Consider the following 18,758-nt stretch of genomic DNA (forward strand, 5'->3'; position numbering starts at 1 on the left):
ATTTGGTCATCACTGGCTGTTCATAACGAGTGATCGACAGGGTCGTTCTTCATGATGGGAATCGACCTGCCGCTAAGGATCCACCATTCCGTATGGTATATTGATGTGAAACATTCACAGAGAGGTGGGGAGTGCATGGCAAGTGGTCTGTTTTTACTCCTTATTGATAAGACGAGACAAAAAGAAATAAAGAAGTGTCAGCATCACTGCAACGCTCATCGATCAGCTAGGGAATCCTTCAGCTTTCAGTAATCAAGGCTTTCATCTTGCCCTTCTCAGGTTATGAGCATTCATTCCACATCTTCCAGCTTATACGAATATTGCCTCTTACGTAGACCTAAACCAACTAAACTCCTTACTAAATATCAACTTAACCGTTCCCACCGGACCACTTCGATGTTTGACCAGATTGAGCTCCGTCCCCGGGTCAGTAGTGTCCGGGTTGTAGTAGTCATCACGATAAAGCAGCATGACGATGTCTGCATCCTGTTCAATACTGCCGGAGTCGCGGAGATCGGACATCATCGGCCGTTTATCGCGGCGCTGTTCAACGGACCGGGAAAGCTGTGAAAGCAAGATGATCGGCACCTTGTACTGTTTGGCCATCTGTTTCAACTCCCTGGTGATTGCCCCGACCGCCAAATCATGACGTTCAAATGACCCTTCGATCGGGATGAGCTGCAGATAATCGATGACCACCAGGCATGAAGCACCCTCGTTTTCCCTCTTCGTCTTCTGAATACGTGCCCGGATCTCGTCCAAGGTCTGCCTGCCTTGATCGTGGATTTGGAAGGGCAGCTTGTAACACAGATTCAAGGCTTCATTTGCTTTTGCCAGATCTTCTTTAGTAAAAAAACGATGAGGATTCTGCCACTTGATGGCATTGATAAACGCCATCCGGCTGACAAGACGCTGATATAACTGAAGCTCACTCATTTCAAGGGAAAAGAAATCAATCACCGTCCCTTTAGAAACGGCATTCAACGCCAGATTCAGGACCAGGGCCGTCTTTCCCATCGATGGTCTGCCCGCCACAATGATCAGCTCTCCTGGTTTGAAGCCTCCCGTCATGCCATCAAGTTTTTCATACCCGGACAAGATGCCGGCATGGACCGGTTCGGAATAAAAGGACTCGAAGATTTCTGCCAGCGTATCATCCTTGCTTTCACTTCCCGCGAGGCCAAGCTCCTGGGTCTCGACATAGGTCTGATAAAACGCCTCTGCCCGTTCAGCTGTCGAATCATTGAGGAATCCCGCCGCCGCTTTCTTCAACTCCCTTGTCCGGTAACTCTCCAGCACGACCTTCTGATAATGCTCCAACCCGCTGACAGAGGGACAACAGAGGGAGATGTCGGTGATATACGTGACTCCTCCGGCATTTTCGATACCTGATCCGAGCCGATTAACCAGACTGAACGGATTAATCTCGACTCCTTCCTGCTGCAGCTCTCTCATGATTTTAAAAATCAACCGGTGTCGCGTCTGGGAAAAATGCTCCGGCTTCAGAATGATGTCATGGATTGCAGAGGGTTCCAGGAACACCGCCCCAAGCAGCATGCTTTCCGCTTCGTACAATTCCTGCGGCTGTCCCGTGTCATGCTGGATTGAATACCGGTCTGATTCTCTCTGATTCATTGGCAAGACGCTCCTCCCCCTCTCTCTTCCACTGCTCCAGCATGGCGAGGATGTTATCCGTTTCTTTTATCCTTCTGGCTGAAGAGCTTTCCGTAACGGAAGAACTCCTTGCCTTCCGGATTCTTTGCAGCAAAGCTTTCTCATAATAAGTAAAGGACCTGATCGTCTCTCCTTCATTCCGCTTCCGGTAATCAGAATCAATCCTTTCCATCCAGGACATCAGCATCTCCCCATCCATCTTCATTTCACAGATTCTTTCTATGGCACACTGCTCCTTAGGCGAAATATAAAGGCCGGCATTTCGCAGCTTCAAAAATTGGTTGGTGATCATGTCGACCTTGCTTTGGTTATCTTGTTCGGAAGGCAGTTCAATCCTTTCCCCGCCTCTCTCTTCTTCTTTCTCTTCTCTACCCTTCTTACATTCTTCTTGTTGTACACGTGCAGGACTCTTATTGGTTTCATGCTGTCCACCTGCCGTACACCCGTTTTCAGGCCGCAAAAAAACATCCTGTTCCTGTTCCAGCAAGGTGAACAACGTCCCGTAGAAGGTCTCCTCAATCGTGATGTACGCGTACTTCACTAAGCGATCGACATTCTTTTTGATGGTCGTTTTAGACGGAATCCTCATATTGCCGTTCTCGACATACATCAAATCCTCTGCCAGCAGGGAATACGACCTTAAGTATTGCCCTCTCTTCACCTTCACTTCGTTCACCATTACGTACTCTTTCTGCACCGCCCTGCTGCTGAGCAAAAGATAGAGCCGTATCGCAAAAGGACTGCACCAGATTTCACTTTCAATAATGCTGCGATTGAATTTTATCCATCCTGTCATAGTAATTCCTCCCTAAATATGTATTCGTCCTTTAGTTAGGAAGTTTTTTTAAAAATGGACACCCCTTTCATCGATTTTTATAAAAAATGTTAAATTTGTTTGTTACTTTGCTCCATCCTGCTGAATACGGCTATCTTTCTATTAAGATAGAGAAAAAAATCCTTGTCCCAGCCAGACAGTCTGATTTGAACCAGAACACTATCTATCTTTCATAGCACTCTGTGGAACAGAGTAAGTCTTCTGCGAACGAGCAAAACGGCATTCAAGAGGCACCATTTGAAAATATGGAGAGGAGGAAGGCTATGACAGTAAAGATAAATTGCAAAAAAAAATAGAGCCCGATTGGACTCGCATTTCGTTTATTGATGATGGCAACCCACATTTAGTTGTCTTTGTTTTTTTAATAGTCGATAAATCATTCCGTTCTTAACAAGCCTTAAATGCCAATTAGTTGCCATGATTAAAGCCAAGAAAGCTTAAGGCATCCTTCACCTTGGAAAATGTGATGATATCAGTAGTGTCAATGCCGAGTCTCACTGTTTCTACAGCCAACTGCGGCCTGATTCCCGTTAAAATGCATTCAACACCAATTAACTTCAGTGTATAGTTGAGTTGAAGCAGAGAGTCAATTACCAAGTCATCGATTTCATAAATTCCCGAACAATCGATGATCAACCGGCTTACCTCTTGTTCTTGTACATTGACTGGTACAGATTCCAAGAGTTGTCTTGCCTTGTCTTGACCGATTGCACCGGACAATGGAAGAACGGCAACTCCTTCTAATAGAGGGACAACCTTGGCAGTCAGCACGTTTATTTGTTTATCCAATTCAGTTTGGACCTTTTCTTGCTGCCTTCTTTCCGTAATATCTTTAACGTATGTTTGGATGGCTTCTGTGTCCCCTATCTTGATAGGATGACAATAAAGTTCTACTTCAACAGGAGTTCCATCCATTTTATAAATCATTTCCTCAATAACTTCTGCCGGTTTACTATAAGCCCCGGAAATTCTTTCAGTGATGGCGGGTTTGGAAGAATCTTTGAAGATATCCAACGGACTAGCACCAATAACCTCGTACCGGGAAGCTCTGAAAAATCTTTCTGCCGCTCCATTAATATACAAAATCTTTAGCTGTGTATGAACGATGAGCGGGTCCAAAGAATACTCCATTACTTCTTTATAATTTATACCTTCAATAGTCTGACTCATTAAATCACTCCCTCTATAAAGCCTAAATCAATTATTCATTGTTAACAAGTATAATTGTTTAACGGCAGCTGCCATTATATCAGGAGGAAATCAGGCACAAATGCCCCGACACGCTAAATAACCAAAGCAAAAATCCTCAGTGGCGCTGATCCTGAAAGTGTGAAAACTATATCGTTTGAGGAAAAACAATTACCTCCATAATAGAGATATCCTATCTATGATTCGCACAAGAAATGAAGGTATTATTCTGTTTTTTGGGCAGCCATCATGTATAGAGAGTCCGATGGGAGCCGTCACCTGGTAACCTGCTTTTCCCAGCTCCCGTTCCATTCCGTCCAAATTAATTCTTGTGTCTGTCCTGGAATTTCCCTTTGGGTCCCACTCCAGACAGGTTAGATAGCCGTCTCTTTTCCGTACATTTTTCAATTGTTGTCCAGCGGCTGAATTTCATGCACTACCAGAGAAGCAATGATCCTATCAATAGAGCCATGGAATAAAGGCAGCGCCTGCATACTTCCCTCTAGCGGGACCCTATTCGCCACCTGTTCCTCCTGGGCTTTCTCCTTGATTCGTTCCAGCATGTCAGCGGCGAAATCAAGCGCGTATACCTTGCACTTGATCCTTTTGGCCGCAGGTATGGAAAAATAACCAGGGCCAGTGCCAAAGTCCAAAATGCTGTCCGTTTCTCGTATGGGAACCTTGTTCAGCAGCTGTTCCGGGAAGAATTCTTTTCTCCGTTCCGGACTTTCTAAATATGCTTTCCACGTGGGTGATGCAATTGGATCCCCACCTCTGTTTGGAACGAGTTAATTTCTCTTACTCAGTTAAAGCACCATTTCGTTTAAGTATGCCAAGGTACACACCTATTGCAGAAAGGAATGTATATACGTTATTGCCCGACTATCTGTCACATGCGAGTAGTGTCCGCCACTTAGTTCTTTCATGATAATAGTTGGTTTACTTATTCGATCAACTTGACGTTGTATTTTAGTTTGAATTCTCTGAGGCTGGTCATGGCGATTCCCATATAAAACAAGGCAAGGCACGTTAACTTTTTTTAACATTCTTGGTATGTTGCAGCGATATAGCGCCAAAAGAAGACTAATTCCGCTTAAAGTGGTCTCTTGCTGATTTTCGATGGCTTTTCTTGTGAATTCTGTGTCTTCAAGTCCTAATTCCTCGATGTTCACTTTAATTTCTTCCTCCGTTTTTGGTTTAGCGTTCGAGTTACTATTTTGTTCTTTCTCGTCACCTAAAAACTTTTGCCCCAAAATCTTATGTAAAATACTAATGACAGGAAGGATATACCCAATAGACCCAAACATCTGAACAGGGAAGCGTTCAATTCTAGCAAAACCACTATCAAGTAAGATCAATTTTTTTACCTTTTCAGGATAAAAATAGGCAAAAGATAATCCAATGCCTCCTCCTAAAGAGTGACCAATGAGTATGATTTGATCAATCTGTTGTTCTTCCAAGTAATCATTTACCCATCCCGCCGCATCCCTCATTTTTACGACTCCATCAAGACCTTCAGATCTGCCGATTCCCGGCAAATCCAACATATGGATAGTGAACTTTTCACCTAATGATTCCGCTATGGGCCTACCAAAACTACCTGCCCAGCCAGTACCTGGTAAAAAAATTACCGTTTCTTCTTTTCCATTACCCATTACTTCTGCAAAATGTCTCACTATCTGACCTCCCAAAAGTTTTAGCGTATTGTTCCCTTTGTACATATAGAATTTTCTGATATTTAGTTCACTAAGAGGGTCCTATTTTAGTTATCTGCTATGTTAGGTGAATAAGCTTCTGTTTAAATAATACCATAAAATGTAATTTCCACCTTGTTATAGTTGATAACCGCATTCATTGTTGCTTTCCGAAAAAGCCCAAGAGTCCGAATTTTCCCTCCTGCATTCCATGGATATTCCTCGAAAAAGGGAGAGTAGCTCTTTCCTTTCTGCTTACAGGGGATTATGCGGTGAATGACCAAAATAGTATTTGCCATTCACATTGATAGCAACAAAATTCACGTAAAAGAACACGGTACATACTGGGTTCCTTTCACTGACAAAAGGCACCCCATAAAACTGAGGGCATTGAAAAAATCCAATAAAGTTCTAAAAGGCAGAATCGCTCACCTCAAAGAGCGATTCTGCCTTTTTCACTTCAGGTTTCACGAATTAGTGTTGATTTCCGTTCCAGGTGCACGACTCCGCGGGGCGGGCGTTGAGCCTCCTCGGCTTCGCCTGCGGGGTCTCACCTGTCCCGCTAGTCCCGCAGGAGGTCGTGCACCTTCCACTCCAATCAACATTGAGAAAAAAGAACACTACCCGCTAATAAATCCTTACTTTATAATAGAACTAACAATATTAAGTGGGTGGTTTCCAGTGATTCAACAACAACAAACAATGATGTTCAGTAAGTATATGGACCTTTATGATATCGTCGTTCCTCAGGACAATATGTTAAGGAAAATAAACGATTTAATCGATTTCTCCTTTATTTTTGATGAATTAAAGAATAAATATTGTCATGATAATGGGCGAAATGCGATTGATCCTATTCGCATGTTCAAATATTTGTTTTTGAAAACCATTCACGATGTATCAGATGTCGATATTGTTGAGCGGTCTAAATATGATATGTCTTTCAAGTATTTTTTGAATATGGCTCCAGAAGAGCCCGTCATTGATTCAAGTTCTCTGACTAAGTTTCGTAAACTTAGGTTAAAGGACATGAACTTATTAGACATGCTTGTCAACAAGACGGTTGAGATTGCCATAGAGAAAGAAATTATAAAAAGTAAGTCCATTATTGTTGATGCCACCCATACCAAAGCCCGCTATAATCAAATGAAGCCAAAGGAAATTCTTATGGAGCGCTCCAAGAATCTTAGAAAATCGATTTATAAGATTAACGAAAGTATGAAGGACAAGTTCCCTGTGAAGCCAACCAATGATGTTCTGGAAGATGAGATAACCTACTCACAAAAGCTCATTAAGGTGATAGAAAAGGAAGAAATCCTTTTAGAATATCCCAAAGTGAAGGAACAGCTTAATCTCCTGAAAGAAACGGTTGCCGATGATATTGAGCAGCTCCAGTGCATGAATGATCAGGATGCCAAAGTGGGACACAAAACAGCAGATTCCTCCTTTTTTGGCTATAAAACTCATCTTGCGATGAGTGAAGAACGTATTATTACAGCCGCAACCATTACCACTGGAGAAAAGAGTGACGGGAAAGAACTGCAGACACTCATAGAGAAAAGTAAAAACGCGGGCATAGAAGTGGAGACGGTTATTGGGGATGCGGCCTATTCCGAGAAAGATAATATTGAATATTGTGAAGGAAATGAAATCAAACTGGTTTCAAAATTGAACCCTCTAATCACTCAGGGTGCTCGAAAAAAAGAGGACGAATTCGAATTCAATAAGGATGCGGGTATGTATGTCTGCAAGGCAGGACATATGGCTATAAGGAAAGCTAGGCAAGGTAAAAAAGGAGTAGGCAAAAACCAGGCAGACACCTATTATTATGACGTGGATAAATGTAAGAGATGCCCACTGAGAGAAGGGTGCTACAAGGAAGGAGCCAAAAGTAAGACGTATTCCGTTACTATAAAGTCCGATCAGCACTCCTCCCAAGCAAAATTCCAGGAAAGCGAGTATTTTAAGGAAAAGGCAAAAGAACGATATAAAATTGAAGCGAAAAATAGTGAACTAAAACACAGACACGGGTATGATGTAGCAGAATCCTCGGGTCTAATTGGCATGGAATTACAAGGTGCCATGGCTATATTTGCGGTAAATATTAAAAGGATCCTAAAACTAATGTGATAATAAAGGGCAGCATATATGTTTATATCCAAGAAAAAGCCACCCCCCCCCCGCCTTTCTATTGATCACTTGCTTACCTGCATTTTATGATGAAAAAGCCTAAAAAAATATGAAACTTTCTGTCAACGGAAATCGTAGATATACTATAAGATAAAAAGGAGTGGAATGATGAAGAAATTTGCAAAAGTCCTGTCCGCAGCTGCACTCGCTCTATCCTTGGGTGCCTGCTCAATGACCGCCTCGCCGGAAGATGATGTGAAAAATAGCAGTGATATGACCCTCGAACAAGTATTCACGAAGTCACAAAAAGCGGATTCTGAATTATCCAGTGTCCATATGGAGATGGAATTAAAACAAACCACGCAGAGTGAAGCCAATGAAGAAGAGTCAATGGATATGAGCACCACCTCATCAACGGATCTTGTCATGGAGCCGATGGCCATGCACCAGACTTCTTCGGTGAACATGGAGATGGAAGAAATGGAAGGTACGCCATTACCACTGACAGAAGTGGAAATGTATGTGACAGAGAAAGAGATTTACTTGAAAGACACCATGCAGAATCAATGGACGACACTGCCGAATGAGATGGCCGATATGATGAAGGAAAGTGCCCTGCAGGAATCATCCCTTCCTGAGAACCAATTGAAGCAATTCGAGCCGTATCTTGATCAGTTCACCTTCACACAGGATGATGACCACTTTATCCTTCAACTCTCGCTCGAAGGAGACCAAGCAAACAAAATCCTGGAAGAAGGAATGGGCATGATGAATGAAGAACTTCAATCCACTGTTGAAGGAGCGTTGGAAAACATTTCTATCACCAACATGAACTTGAAAATGTGGATCGATAAAGAAAGCTTCCATACCGTCCACATGGAAGTTCAGCAAGTGATTGAAATGGAGCAGAATGGAGAAACCCTGACAATGGACCAAACCATGAAGAGCGACTTCTCGAAATTCAATGAAATCGAATCTATCGAAGTTCCTGCTGAAGTGACAGAAGCTGCGGTTGAAATGGAAAACCCTTTTGGCCAGTAACCGACAGCCGGCTCCACAATGATAAATAGAAAGAGAAAGAGGACGAAATCGACCATGATTTCGTCCTCTTCTTTGATTCAATTCGATTTGTATGAAAAGGAAAGGAATCCCCAAAACCGTCCCTCTTATTTTCCTTCAATGATCAACTCAATGATTTCTTCAAGGGTCAATCGACTTACATGGTGAATCGAAATTCTATGAGCGGACAAATCTCTTTCTAAACTGGCAAAATCATTTGTCACTACTTGAAGGGTAGAGTCCGTCAGACGGTGAGTCCGGACAATATGGGGATGATTCCTTACCTGTTCGGGCAGGGCTTCAATCCAAAATGTTGCCCATTTTTCCTGGATTTCGTCCTTCTCAAAACAATCATTGATCTGTCCATCATCCAATATATAAATATAATCACAAATCTGTCTCACGTCATCCATGATATGCGTGGCGAGCACAATGCTTTTCTCTCCATCCTCCAAATACTCCACCAAATCTTCTTTGAACTTCCGTTGTGAAACGATATCCACGTTAGCCGATGGTTCATCTAATAGAAGGATATCGGGAGAATGGCAAAGAGACAGCACAAATTCGACTTTCTTCTTGGTCCCTTTTGAACATTTCCCATACTTCTCTTTCTCATCGATTCCATATCTGTTGAGGAGATACTGATACCGTTCGTCATCCCAGCTTGGATACCAGTACGAAACAAGGCTGGCCATCTCCTTGATTTTCAAAGCGGAAAAGGGCTCCAGCATATCGCCGATGAATCCAATTCTTCTTTTCACATCGGTCTCATTTTCTGTTTTGTCTACCCCAAATAGAGCAACCGTGCCAGCTTCCGGCTGCAGGATATCCATTACTAAACGAAAGAACGTACTTTTCCCTGAACCATTTCCGCCTAATAGGGCAACGGCCGTTCCTTTTTCCAATTTGAAATCAAGTGGGCCGAACTTGAATTTCTTGTACTTCTTTTCCAGCCCTTTTACTTCCATCACTATGTTAGTCAATGCCCGGTCCCCCCACCTAAGAATCTTCATAATGGATCCTTAACACTTCTTCAAAAATGGTACGGATTTCATCCTTTGTCGATCCTAATTGTTTTCCTTGTTCGATCGCTTTTTGAAAGACTTCATACACGACTTTATCTTTTGTTTCTTGTTTAAGGATTTTTTCAATTTCCCTTACGAACGTCCCTTTTCCTTGAACGGTCTTAATAAATCCGCCCATTTCCAGGTTCTGATACGCTCTTCTCGTTGTAATCAGACTGCACGCCAGTTCACCGGCCAATGCCCTGATCGAGGGGAGAGGCGTGCCCGGCGGCAGCTGACCGCCAATAATCAGGGCTTTCAATTGTGTTTCGATTTGGTGATATATCGGTTCTCTACTCTCTTCTGAAACACGAATCGGCAGCTTCATCCCAATCCCCCCAATCTTTATACATAATCACGTTTAGCCAGACGTTTGGTCAGAAGCCTATTCCATGTGACACAACCGGCTATTCCGATGATAAAAAAGAGTATGGTGACCGGCCAGCCTATAGTGATGGAAAGGGAAACAGTTGATTCGACAATCCCCTTCCCAACAAGTTTGTAGAACACTAAAGCGATGCCGGTGAGCAGGACAATCAATACGTATGGAACGGCATGCAATACCTTCCCATTGGTCCCGTACTCTATATAAGGATTAAATCCTCCTACAGCAGCAGCGTACCCCAGCCAGATGCCAATAAAAGTGAGATACTGGGGCACTGTCATATAGTCGAATAGTTGATCATGCAGTACAAACGTAATCGTGGTATAGAAAACAAGGCTCAATAGAAATAATGTGATGACCATCATCATCGTACGGCTTAAAGAAAGAACCTTCGCCGGGATAGGAAGAGAACGGAAGAAGGCCATCCGCTTACTGAAAGGATCTTCCTTCATTGCCCGGAAGCTCAAGTATGGGCCAGCCATGAATATCGCGGCTAAAGCCGGTGTAATAAGGACAAAAATGCCATCAACGAAGATGAATTGGTCATGGGTGATGTCCGGATTGAACACATTCTCAAGAGATTGTTCCAGACTTAGCGATGTCAACGCAGCGAAAAGGATGGTCACTATTGCTGAAAATCCTAAAGGCATTTTATAATAAAATAATTCTTTGCGGGCTAACCACCATGCATCTTTTATCAATTCCAGTCACTGCTCCTTTACAGACTACTACTTTCTCAATCTGCTTGAATCATATCTTTCAGAACCCCATTATCCTCATAGCCCAGGAAATCCACTCCATAATAAGCCAACAAGGCAAACACAAGCCCCCATACAGTGATGCTGGTGACCATCCAAATGGAAGCCTTTTTCCTCTGTCCCCCAAGTGTCACGCACATGAAGGCCGTCAAGTGGCTGCCGACAAATAATGGCCCAATCAACGCTAAACCAGGCAGACCATACTTCTTCCACAAGTTCTGTGCGCGTACCGTCCTTTTGCTTTGCTGCTTTTCCGGTTTCTCGCCTTTTCGTTTCTTTCTCCATTCATTAATTTTATTGATAAACAAGATTAATAATAAAACCGTTAAGATGTTCCCTATAAGACTGATCAAGACCACGGGAAGTACAGACAGACCAGCTAAAATCCCCAAGGTAATCACGCCAAATGCTTCAAAAAATGGAACAGCACTCAAAACGAACACAACAACATAAGCCCATAGCAAATCCAAAAACTCCATCAAGATTCTCCTCTTCAAGTGTTATAGTGTGTATATCTATATACACACTATAACAACAGTGCATCTCGATGGCAATATAAATTTTCAAAAAATTTCCGCATTCCTTATTTATCTTCTGTATGATGCGCCTCTTGTCCTGAAGGTAATGATTGCTCGAATGCTTCCAGCCAAACGTAGGAAGGGGAAAAGCCGTTACAGTCGATGCTGTTCCGATGAAAAAAGACCGATACCTGCTATACCTACTGGCTAACATTGAGTTTCTCCTGGAGAAACTCCATCTATCACCCTGCATTCTCCCACCACCGCTCTTTGTCCATCCCCCGTGGCTTTCCTTATGCTGAACTTACCCGGGAATACATGGAAAGTGCGCGCCTTTTGGAAGGATAGCAGATTGAACGATTTTAATGAGGTACATGCCCAGTATGAGCCCATGATCCACAAGATCATCAACACTCTTCACCTATACAAGGATAAAGACGAATTCTATCAGATCGGGCTGACAGCTCTGTGGGAAGCTTGGGAAAAGTATGAAGAAGAGAAAGGCAGCTTCCCAGGGTTTGCCTACTCGACCATCAAAGGCCGCCTGCTGGATGAGTTGAAGCGGCAAGTGAAGCGGAGTGAATCCTTCACCTACCCTGATCTGGATTACTTTTGGGAGATGGTCCCTGATGAGTCCGTAACGGGCTGCCTGGAAGCCGAAACCTTGCTGACGTACTTCCAGCCTTTGACGGAGACACAGAAGAAATGGGTCTTCTACACCTTCATCGGGATGATGAAAATCACCGAAATTGCCGAACGGGAGCAGGTGTCGGTCTCGGCTGTGAAAAAATGGCGGAGTGGAGCCAAAGCCAGACTCTTGATTGGAAAAGTAAGACAATGAAAAAGAAGCCTCTCTGACCTGGAGAGGCTTTTGCCTTTTCATCATCGATTTCTGAATGATTTCTCCCCTGCCAGACCTCAGTAACTGTCATAAAATAAAGATTTTTGTCTGATTATTCGGGAATTTATCATTTTAGGTATTCCATTTTCCAATTATACCCATTATAATAGAAGTGTATTTTATGAAATACAACTTTAACCCATAACGAAAGGGCTTTCACTTTAAAAGCGAAAAACTTCCTTGCACTGTCCTGTCGATCAATCCAAGGAGCGTGTTTAATGAAAGAAATCCTGTCGTGCTACACCATATCCAACAAAACAGCAGCAGTACTGCCCGTCAAACATCCGGAGTACCTCACAAAAGTCATCGAACCTGACACCACTTTGTATGTCACCAAGCCTCCGTTTTCCATCATCAAAGAAGCCTGCCTGCAAGGCTATTCCAGCTATGAAGGCAGACGGGAATCCGTCAAATATTTTACCGGCTACCAACGGAAAGTACCCATTCCCATCAATCCGAAACTGAACATCTTTGCCTTTCCTACACTTTCCCCGGAAGCATTTGAGTGCAGCTGGCTATTTCCCTCACACATACAAACCATTTCACACGCCATAACAGCTGATCATACTATACGCTCTCTTGTGACATTGAAATGCGGCCAAACGATTTATATGACTGAATCTCCTGCTGTTCTAAAAAAACAGTTACAGCGGACGGCTCATTTTTCCATGATGTACTTTTCTGATAGTATCGGAGTCTGAAAGAATCAGTGGTTGTTCTGTTCCCAAACCGTCACGTAAGCTCCAGTTGAAAGGCCGTTACTATCTTTCATTATAGGGAAAGAGGGTTGGCAGAACGACAAAGCATGAACTTTTACTAAGCAGGTAAGACCATGTGAAATCACTCTATTCCTAGAAAAGGTTTACCCTTTCCTGCATAGGGTATTGGAATTAAAGCTTTTGATTTCAAATAGGGTGGATTTTTCCTTTATACTAGAGTGAGAAGGTAAAAATTTGATTAAGTGGTAAAGTCCGCCTTCAGCACAGTACATATTTTCATAAATTTATAACAGGTGGGATAACGTGAATAAGAAATTGAGAACAGGGGCTTGCGTGGCAGCCCTTCCGTATTTAATGTTAACAGGCTGCGCACAATCCGTTACTTCTTCAGACCAGGCGTCAGTGCTGCACGAAAAGTCCAAGTTAGACTTCAGTGGGCAGCATTATACCCTTGAGGGGGCAACCAAATCACCGCGATTTGAACTTGAAGCCTCCTATCAAGCAATTGAACCTTCTGAAGGTGCAAAGCAATTGAAAACCAACTATACAAACCAGCAGCTGGAGGAAATGCCGAGAACGCAGGCGCATGGCGGCGACACGAAAAGAAGTGTTCCATTGGGGCAAGTCTTGCCAAAAGGCGTGGAAGATCAATCGGATGGTCCACTAAAGGAAAACAGAGTGGTTTCCTATTATGGCCACCCCAATTCCGTTAACATGGGAATTCTGGGAGAATACAGCCCTGAGGTATTGATGGAAAAATTGATTGCCCAAACCAAAGAGTATTCCGAACTGGACCCTGAACGACCGGCCATCCCGGCCATCGAATTGATTTCAACCATAGCCCAGCGAAGTCCGGGAGACGATGGAGATTATATCCATCCAACAGCCTCAAAGGACATCGAAAAATATGCCAAGCTGGCCAAAGAAAACAATGCCCTGCTCATCCTCGATGTGCAGCTGGCCAAGGATACGGTCATGAATCAAGTAAAATCGATTGAAAAATACCTGAAACTCCCTTACGTTCATCTGGCCATCGATACAGAATTCCATGTCCAGGAAGGCGAAATCCCCGGAGTGGACTTGGGCACAGTCGATGGCAAGGAAGTCCAAGAGGCCATTGAATATGTATCAAACCTGACAGCAGAAAACGGCCTTCCTGACAAAATGGTCATCGTCCACCAATTCGCAGAAGATGTCCTGATCAATCGAGAAGCCATCCAACCAAAAGATAACGTGGAAGTCGTCATCAATTTCGACGGCCATGGCTTGGATGCCATCAAAAGAGCAGGATACAATGAATTTGTGCAGAAACAGCCTATTCAGTATGGCGGATTCAAAGTGTTTTATAAAAAGGATGAACCTCTGATGAATCCTAAGGATGTGTTGGAGTTGGATCCTGCTCCGGCTTTTGTTAATTATCAGTAAGCTAGAGTCAGTATTTAGATCCTGATCTCTTTGGTTTACAAAAATTCCGACCAACTATTTACCCGTAACCTGATTAGGAACCCTGCTATATCACATTAAGCTGAACTGTTATTTGATTGTCCTGCTTCTGTAAATGTAAAAACGCCCCTATCTTATTTCAAGATTGGGGCGTTTACAGTTTTACTCTAGATTTTGAATGGCATAATCTGCTTCTTCTTGTGTAAATTTTTCTCCGTACTCTGAAGTAAGCTGGTCTCGTATTGCTTCAGGGGACATACTCATTGATTCCTGATATTCTTCGGCTTTTTTCAAGGCATTTTTCTTATAATCTGCTTTTAGATTGTCAATTGCGTACTGTGCTTCCTCTTCAGTAAACTTTTCACCTTGTTCCGAAACAAGTTGTTCAAAAATACCTTGTTTTGACATGAACATTGAATCTGAATAGCTCTCCGCTTTTTTCAAAGCGTTCGCTTTCCAATCAAATTCTAAATTGCTCATTGCATATTCAGCAGCTTCTTCTGAAAATTTCTCTCCATACTCTGATGTTAACTGCTCATGAATAGCATTTTTAGACATGTCCATTGAGCTTGCATAATCTTTAGCTTTCTTCAAAGCAGACTTATGTTCTGTCGGAACGTTATCTTCTTCCTTTGTTTCTTCTTTCTTAGATTCAGCTTTTTCCTTTGCCTTCTCATCATTAGCTTGTACTACTGTTTCTTCCGTTTTTGTCTCTTTTTCTGTTTCCGTAACTTCTGACTGGATGTCAGTTTGAGTTGTTGTATCCGTCTCCTCATCGTCATTGCCATTTATGGCAGCAACAACAATAATAACCGCAATCACCCAAACCCACCATTTTTTATAAAATGGTTTTTTCTGTTTAACTTTCTTCGCCATTACCAATTCACTCCTTAATAATCTTAATTGTTTTTGACTCATTATCATTCATGCAAGCTGTAACTAACGCTATTATCTCTATTTACCAATATTTGGTTCAAGGCACTTTGTTTCTAAAAGCATCTTGCTTTCCTACTTCCTTTTTCTAAAGAGAATTGTATGATAATGAAGACAAGAAGAACTATAATCCAGTGTTTCTAATAAAACAGATTCCACTCCATCCATTCAGTTAAATATTCCTAAATAACTGGTAGTATTTTTCCTTTTTGATTATATTACAAATAGATTACAAATAATATAGATTAGTATTAATTGCCAAAAATAAACAAAAATTTTTTGATTATATTTTATTCGATAGTAAGTTATCTTCGAAAATATAAAAGGTAACTCCATTGCAAGAGTCACCTTGTACATTTATATTATTCTTCTAAGTCATCTGGGTAGAGTAACGGTCACAGTGACAACCCGGTATTTGTCGAACACTGTACGAAACCGCTGATGTAGGTTCTTCCCTTTTCTCATTAGGTAGTTTCCTATCGGCTTGCTACATACCTATTGAATGATCACTGCAGACCCTCACAACTTTATAATGGATGCTTGAATTATACTTGACTTAACAACTCTATACACTCCAGCAACCATTGATTCTTCGCATCACTAAACAAACACTCCATCTCCCGGTGAACTTCCGTTGTGTCTTCCCAATCGTTTATCACCTTGGATTGAGAATATAACCGAGTATACTTTGAACTCTGCTGCTTCGATCTTTCTTGAAATACCACACCATGCTTCTCCAGTTCCTCTATAATTGTAAGACGCTGTTGTGGCTGGAGAGGACCTAATTCCAGTGTAAGCTTCAGACGGTCATCCTTTAACCTGTCGAACCAATAGGTGAATGTACTGTTATGCCACCACCACTTCATACGGGTTGGGCCATACTTTTCTTCAAGTTCTCTGAAGACTGGTAACAGAAAAGAGGCATTGTTGGTTTGAATAGAATATTGTTCCTCAGGAATATTATGTTCTTCAGCAAATTGCAAAAAGGGGTTCTGTAAATGATTTGTAGGTCTACCCTGCCGTGTAGTGTATTCAATTACTTCTTCTACTTGTTTCTCCTCTTCACTCATTTTCTCAAGAGATAGTGCAATTTTCTTGAACACTGACGTTAAATTTGAATCCTCATATAACCTAATCATTTCCTTTAGAACATCCTGTTTATCCGACCAGTCTTCGACATTACTGGTTGCTGTATAAATTTTTGTGTATTTTTTTCCTTCCATTTTTCCTGTGGCTCGGAAGTTAACACCTTCACTTTCAAGATTATTAAGCAGCTTTAACCGGTTTTCATAAGGGATTGGTCCTACTTCAAGATTGATTTTCAACCTTTCATCCCATGTTCGTTCGAACCAAGAGATGAGACCATTGCTTAACCAGTAACTTTCTTCAGGTTCTCCTAGAACCTGGTCGAAATCCTGCCATTCAGGCAGAATGAAGTTTGGAACTTGAACGTGAGCCTTATACGCCTCTTCAGGAAATTTTTCATTTTTTACAAATGAAAGAAATGCCTCTCTGAGAACATTGCTACCCATTTTGAAGATGTAATCTATGGTTTGCTGGTTCCTTTTATAAATTTTGTGCAGGATTTCTTTTTCAGATGCACTTAGTTTATTTAATTGGTTTGCTTCTTGCCTATAACGAGGTTGTCGAAGCAAGTCATCAAAGTGATGTAGATAAAGCAAGTCAATTGCTGCTTTATTGGCTTTATAGACCTCGAGTGCCAATTCTACAGAATCATTATCTTCAACTAGTTCTTCCTGAAGTATCCCAATATAATCATGAAGAAAATCGAAGATCCGATCAGAAATGGCCTCCTTATGTAAATGAATATGTGTCTCAATGATTTCTAAAATATCATTATAGTCTAGTACCCAATACTTATCTAAGGAAGGTAGGTCCCTCCTTAACGTCAAAAATACAGGGATGATCGTGTATCCATCTTGACTGTATTGAGACTGAACATATGATATATACTCCTCCAATTGTCCTTCTGATTCGACGGCATGAAACTTATTTTCTATCATAATGACCAACTTCTCTGAAGGTACCTTGATTACGAGATCAATGAACCTATTGGTATCTGTTTTCACTTCTCTAAAGACCTCCAAGTCTGAGAAAGAAGCATACATGTAGGAAAGAAAATGAATGGAAGATGATTTATCCTCATTCTCAGCCTTGGTCAGCAATCTGGACAACAGCTTTTTAACAAAAAAATCACCCATGTAATGATTCTCATTTGGATCCAGTAACCAAGCCAGGACATTCGAATGCCTAATTTCATACTTATCCACCCTAAGTACTTTCAATGGATTGAACTTAGTAAATTTCTGATGAAGAATGGCAAATTCCTTGGAATGATCTAATTGTGCAATTGCATCTATTGAGAAAGTCATTTTTACTATGCTCCTTTTTTAATTTTAATTTTACAACTGAGCTTTGCCTGTATTATTGTTCTGCTTACGGAGTCCTATTGCATCAAACCCATTCTTAACAGAATAATCGTAAAGCATGATAATTTTCTTAGTCTTATAATTCTCCATCAATTTTACAACTTCCCGATTAGGCTCTGAAACAATTAGTTGTTCATTCCGTTCTATTATTCCATCAAGGTATCCTCTCTCAGGCAGCTTGTCACTCTTTGAGCTATTGCACTTATTGCAGGATAGCACAAGATTCCATATATGGTCCGACTGGACAAAGGACCATGGAATGAAATGGTCGACGTGGGTTTCTCTCTTCTTCCCTGTCAAAGCCTTTCCACAATAAAAGCAATTAGCTTCGAAATGGGATAGAAGTACTTTTTCGAAAGTCTGGAGTGATGAACGTTTGGCAATGCTTTCTACTTTTCCAAGAAGGTAATTGATACTCGGTACCTCGTTTAGTTCCTCGATCATGGCAGCCATATGATAATTGGTAAGGTGAATGATAAGCCTTTGATAATTTAGCATGAAAGCATGAACGGCAGGGTTGAATCTTAATTTCTCAGTTTTATGATCAAAGGCATAGAACTTCCCTCTCGTATCACCGTATAATGCGCCGAATACATTGATCTTCATGGTTGATTTCACTTTGCTTATCAGTGTCACCTGAAGGGAGTCATTGAGCTTATCAAAGATCATTTCAGAGGGTATGGAATACTTCTTCTGTTCCTCCTCTATGATAGTTACAACTCTCGCATTCTTTCCTCTATTATGTTGTGTCAGATTATGGGTAACAATCAGATTCCAATACACCTTTGTGAATGTATAGGCCAACTGATCATAAGTAACTTCAAAATCCTCATTAACTTGATACAAGTTTTCTATCAAGGCTTTTATCAAAGCGTATTTATATGTAGAGGATTTGACTGACTTGCTGGATAGGACGATTGTGAAAATCCGCCAGATTTCTTCGTCCGTTAGGTAATCTTCTTTTAATTCCCCTACTTTCAACTTGTGGCTCATTTGAACCCTTCCCT

At 41.7% G+C, this 18,758-nt stretch carries 17 protein-coding genes; 5 read left to right on the plus strand and 12 right to left on the minus strand.

Annotated elements, in window-relative coordinates; genetic code table 11:
* Positions 1-327: 327 nt before the first annotated feature.
* From AC4E8A_RS12180 to AC4E8A_RS12200, 5 genes are all read right to left on the minus strand, one after another.
* Positions 328-1,635, minus strand: coding sequence for a replicative DNA helicase (locus tag AC4E8A_RS12180; RefSeq protein WP_490193424.1), 1,308 nt, complete (start codon positions 1,633-1,635; stop codon positions 328-330).
* Complete coding sequence (locus AC4E8A_RS12185) at positions 1,595-2,470, minus strand: DNA helicase (protein WP_490193425.1); 876 nt, start codon at positions 2,468-2,470, stop codon at positions 1,595-1,597. The genes AC4E8A_RS12180 and AC4E8A_RS12185 overlap by 41 nt, the downstream gene beginning before the upstream one ends.
* Positions 2,471-2,917: 447 nt before the next feature.
* Positions 2,918-3,679, minus strand: a complete 762-nt coding sequence (locus AC4E8A_RS12190; protein ID WP_490193426.1) for a PAS domain S-box protein — start codon at positions 3,677-3,679, stop codon at positions 2,918-2,920.
* A 422-nt stretch (positions 3,680-4,101) separates the two neighbouring features.
* Complete coding sequence (locus AC4E8A_RS12195; RefSeq protein ID WP_490198856.1) at positions 4,102-4,458, minus strand: class I SAM-dependent methyltransferase; 357 nt, start codon at positions 4,456-4,458, stop codon at positions 4,102-4,104.
* Between the two features lie 84 nt (positions 4,459-4,542).
* Entirely contained in the window at positions 4,543-5,373 is an 831-nt protein-coding gene (locus AC4E8A_RS12200) for an alpha/beta fold hydrolase (protein ID WP_490193427.1), read from the minus strand.
* Positions 5,374-6,072: 699 nt separating this feature from the next.
* Between AC4E8A_RS12200 and AC4E8A_RS12205 the strand changes: the two genes are divergently transcribed.
* Positions 6,073-7,521 (plus strand): IS1182 family transposase, encoded by a 1,449-nt coding sequence (locus AC4E8A_RS12205; RefSeq protein ID WP_490195673.1) that lies wholly within the window; start codon positions 6,073-6,075, stop codon positions 7,519-7,521.
* Positions 7,522-7,686: 165 nt separating this feature from the next.
* A complete protein-coding gene (locus AC4E8A_RS12210; protein WP_490193428.1) occupies positions 7,687-8,562 on the plus strand; it encodes a DUF6612 family protein in 876 nt (291 codons plus the stop codon).
* A gap of 125 nt (positions 8,563-8,687) precedes the next feature.
* On the opposite strand, the gene AC4E8A_RS12215 is transcribed toward AC4E8A_RS12210, so the two are convergent.
* From AC4E8A_RS12215 to AC4E8A_RS12230, 4 genes are read right to left on the minus strand one after another with little or no spacing between them, the layout of a single operon-like run.
* Positions 8,688-9,563: an ABC transporter ATP-binding protein gene (locus AC4E8A_RS12215; RefSeq protein ID WP_490193429.1), complete on the minus strand. Its 876-nt coding sequence runs from the start codon at positions 9,561-9,563 to the stop codon at positions 8,688-8,690.
* A 16-nt stretch (positions 9,564-9,579) separates the two neighbouring features.
* Positions 9,580-9,972, minus strand: coding sequence for a GntR family transcriptional regulator (locus AC4E8A_RS12220; protein ID WP_490193430.1), 393 nt, complete (start codon positions 9,970-9,972; stop codon positions 9,580-9,582).
* Between the two features lie 17 nt (positions 9,973-9,989).
* A complete protein-coding gene (locus tag AC4E8A_RS12225; protein WP_490193431.1) occupies positions 9,990-10,730 on the minus strand; it encodes a hypothetical protein in 741 nt (246 codons plus the stop codon).
* Between the two features lie 35 nt (positions 10,731-10,765).
* Positions 10,766-11,266: a small multi-drug export protein gene (locus AC4E8A_RS12230; RefSeq protein WP_490193432.1), complete on the minus strand. Its 501-nt coding sequence runs from the start codon at positions 11,264-11,266 to the stop codon at positions 10,766-10,768.
* Between the two features lie 391 nt (positions 11,267-11,657).
* Between AC4E8A_RS12230 and AC4E8A_RS12235 the strand changes: the two genes are divergently transcribed.
* The 3 genes from AC4E8A_RS12235 to AC4E8A_RS12245 all read left to right on the plus strand — a co-directional run bounded on the left by AC4E8A_RS12235 (position 11,658) and on the right by AC4E8A_RS12245 (position 14,350).
* Positions 11,658-12,146, plus strand: coding sequence for a sigma-70 family RNA polymerase sigma factor (locus tag AC4E8A_RS12235; RefSeq protein WP_490193433.1), 489 nt, complete (start codon positions 11,658-11,660; stop codon positions 12,144-12,146).
* A gap of 278 nt (positions 12,147-12,424) precedes the next feature.
* Complete coding sequence (locus AC4E8A_RS12240) at positions 12,425-12,907, plus strand: competence protein ComK (protein WP_490193434.1); 483 nt, start codon at positions 12,425-12,427, stop codon at positions 12,905-12,907.
* A gap of 321 nt (positions 12,908-13,228) precedes the next feature.
* Complete coding sequence (locus tag AC4E8A_RS12245) at positions 13,229-14,350, plus strand: hypothetical protein (RefSeq protein WP_490193435.1); 1,122 nt, start codon at positions 13,229-13,231, stop codon at positions 14,348-14,350.
* A gap of 180 nt (positions 14,351-14,530) precedes the next feature.
* Here the strand turns inward: AC4E8A_RS12245 and AC4E8A_RS12250 are convergent, their stop codons facing one another.
* The 3 genes from AC4E8A_RS12250 to AC4E8A_RS12260 all read right to left on the minus strand — a co-directional run bounded on the left by AC4E8A_RS12250 (position 14,531) and on the right by AC4E8A_RS12260 (position 18,744).
* Positions 14,531-15,244, minus strand: a complete 714-nt coding sequence (locus tag AC4E8A_RS12250; RefSeq protein WP_490193436.1) for an Ltp family lipoprotein — start codon at positions 15,242-15,244, stop codon at positions 14,531-14,533.
* A gap of 602 nt (positions 15,245-15,846) precedes the next feature.
* Positions 15,847-17,694 carry a PDDEXK-like family protein gene (locus AC4E8A_RS12255; RefSeq protein ID WP_490193437.1) on the minus strand — a complete coding sequence of 616 codons (1,848 nt, stop codon included), beginning with the start codon at positions 17,692-17,694 and terminating at the stop codon, positions 15,847-15,849.
* Between the two features lie 30 nt (positions 17,695-17,724).
* Positions 17,725-18,744 carry an HNH endonuclease gene (locus AC4E8A_RS12260; RefSeq protein ID WP_490193438.1) on the minus strand — a complete coding sequence of 340 codons (1,020 nt, stop codon included), beginning with the start codon at positions 18,742-18,744 and terminating at the stop codon, positions 17,725-17,727.
* Between the last annotated feature and the right edge of the window lie 14 nt (positions 18,745-18,758).

Source organism: Bacillus sp. SRL337, from assembly GCF_984799155.1.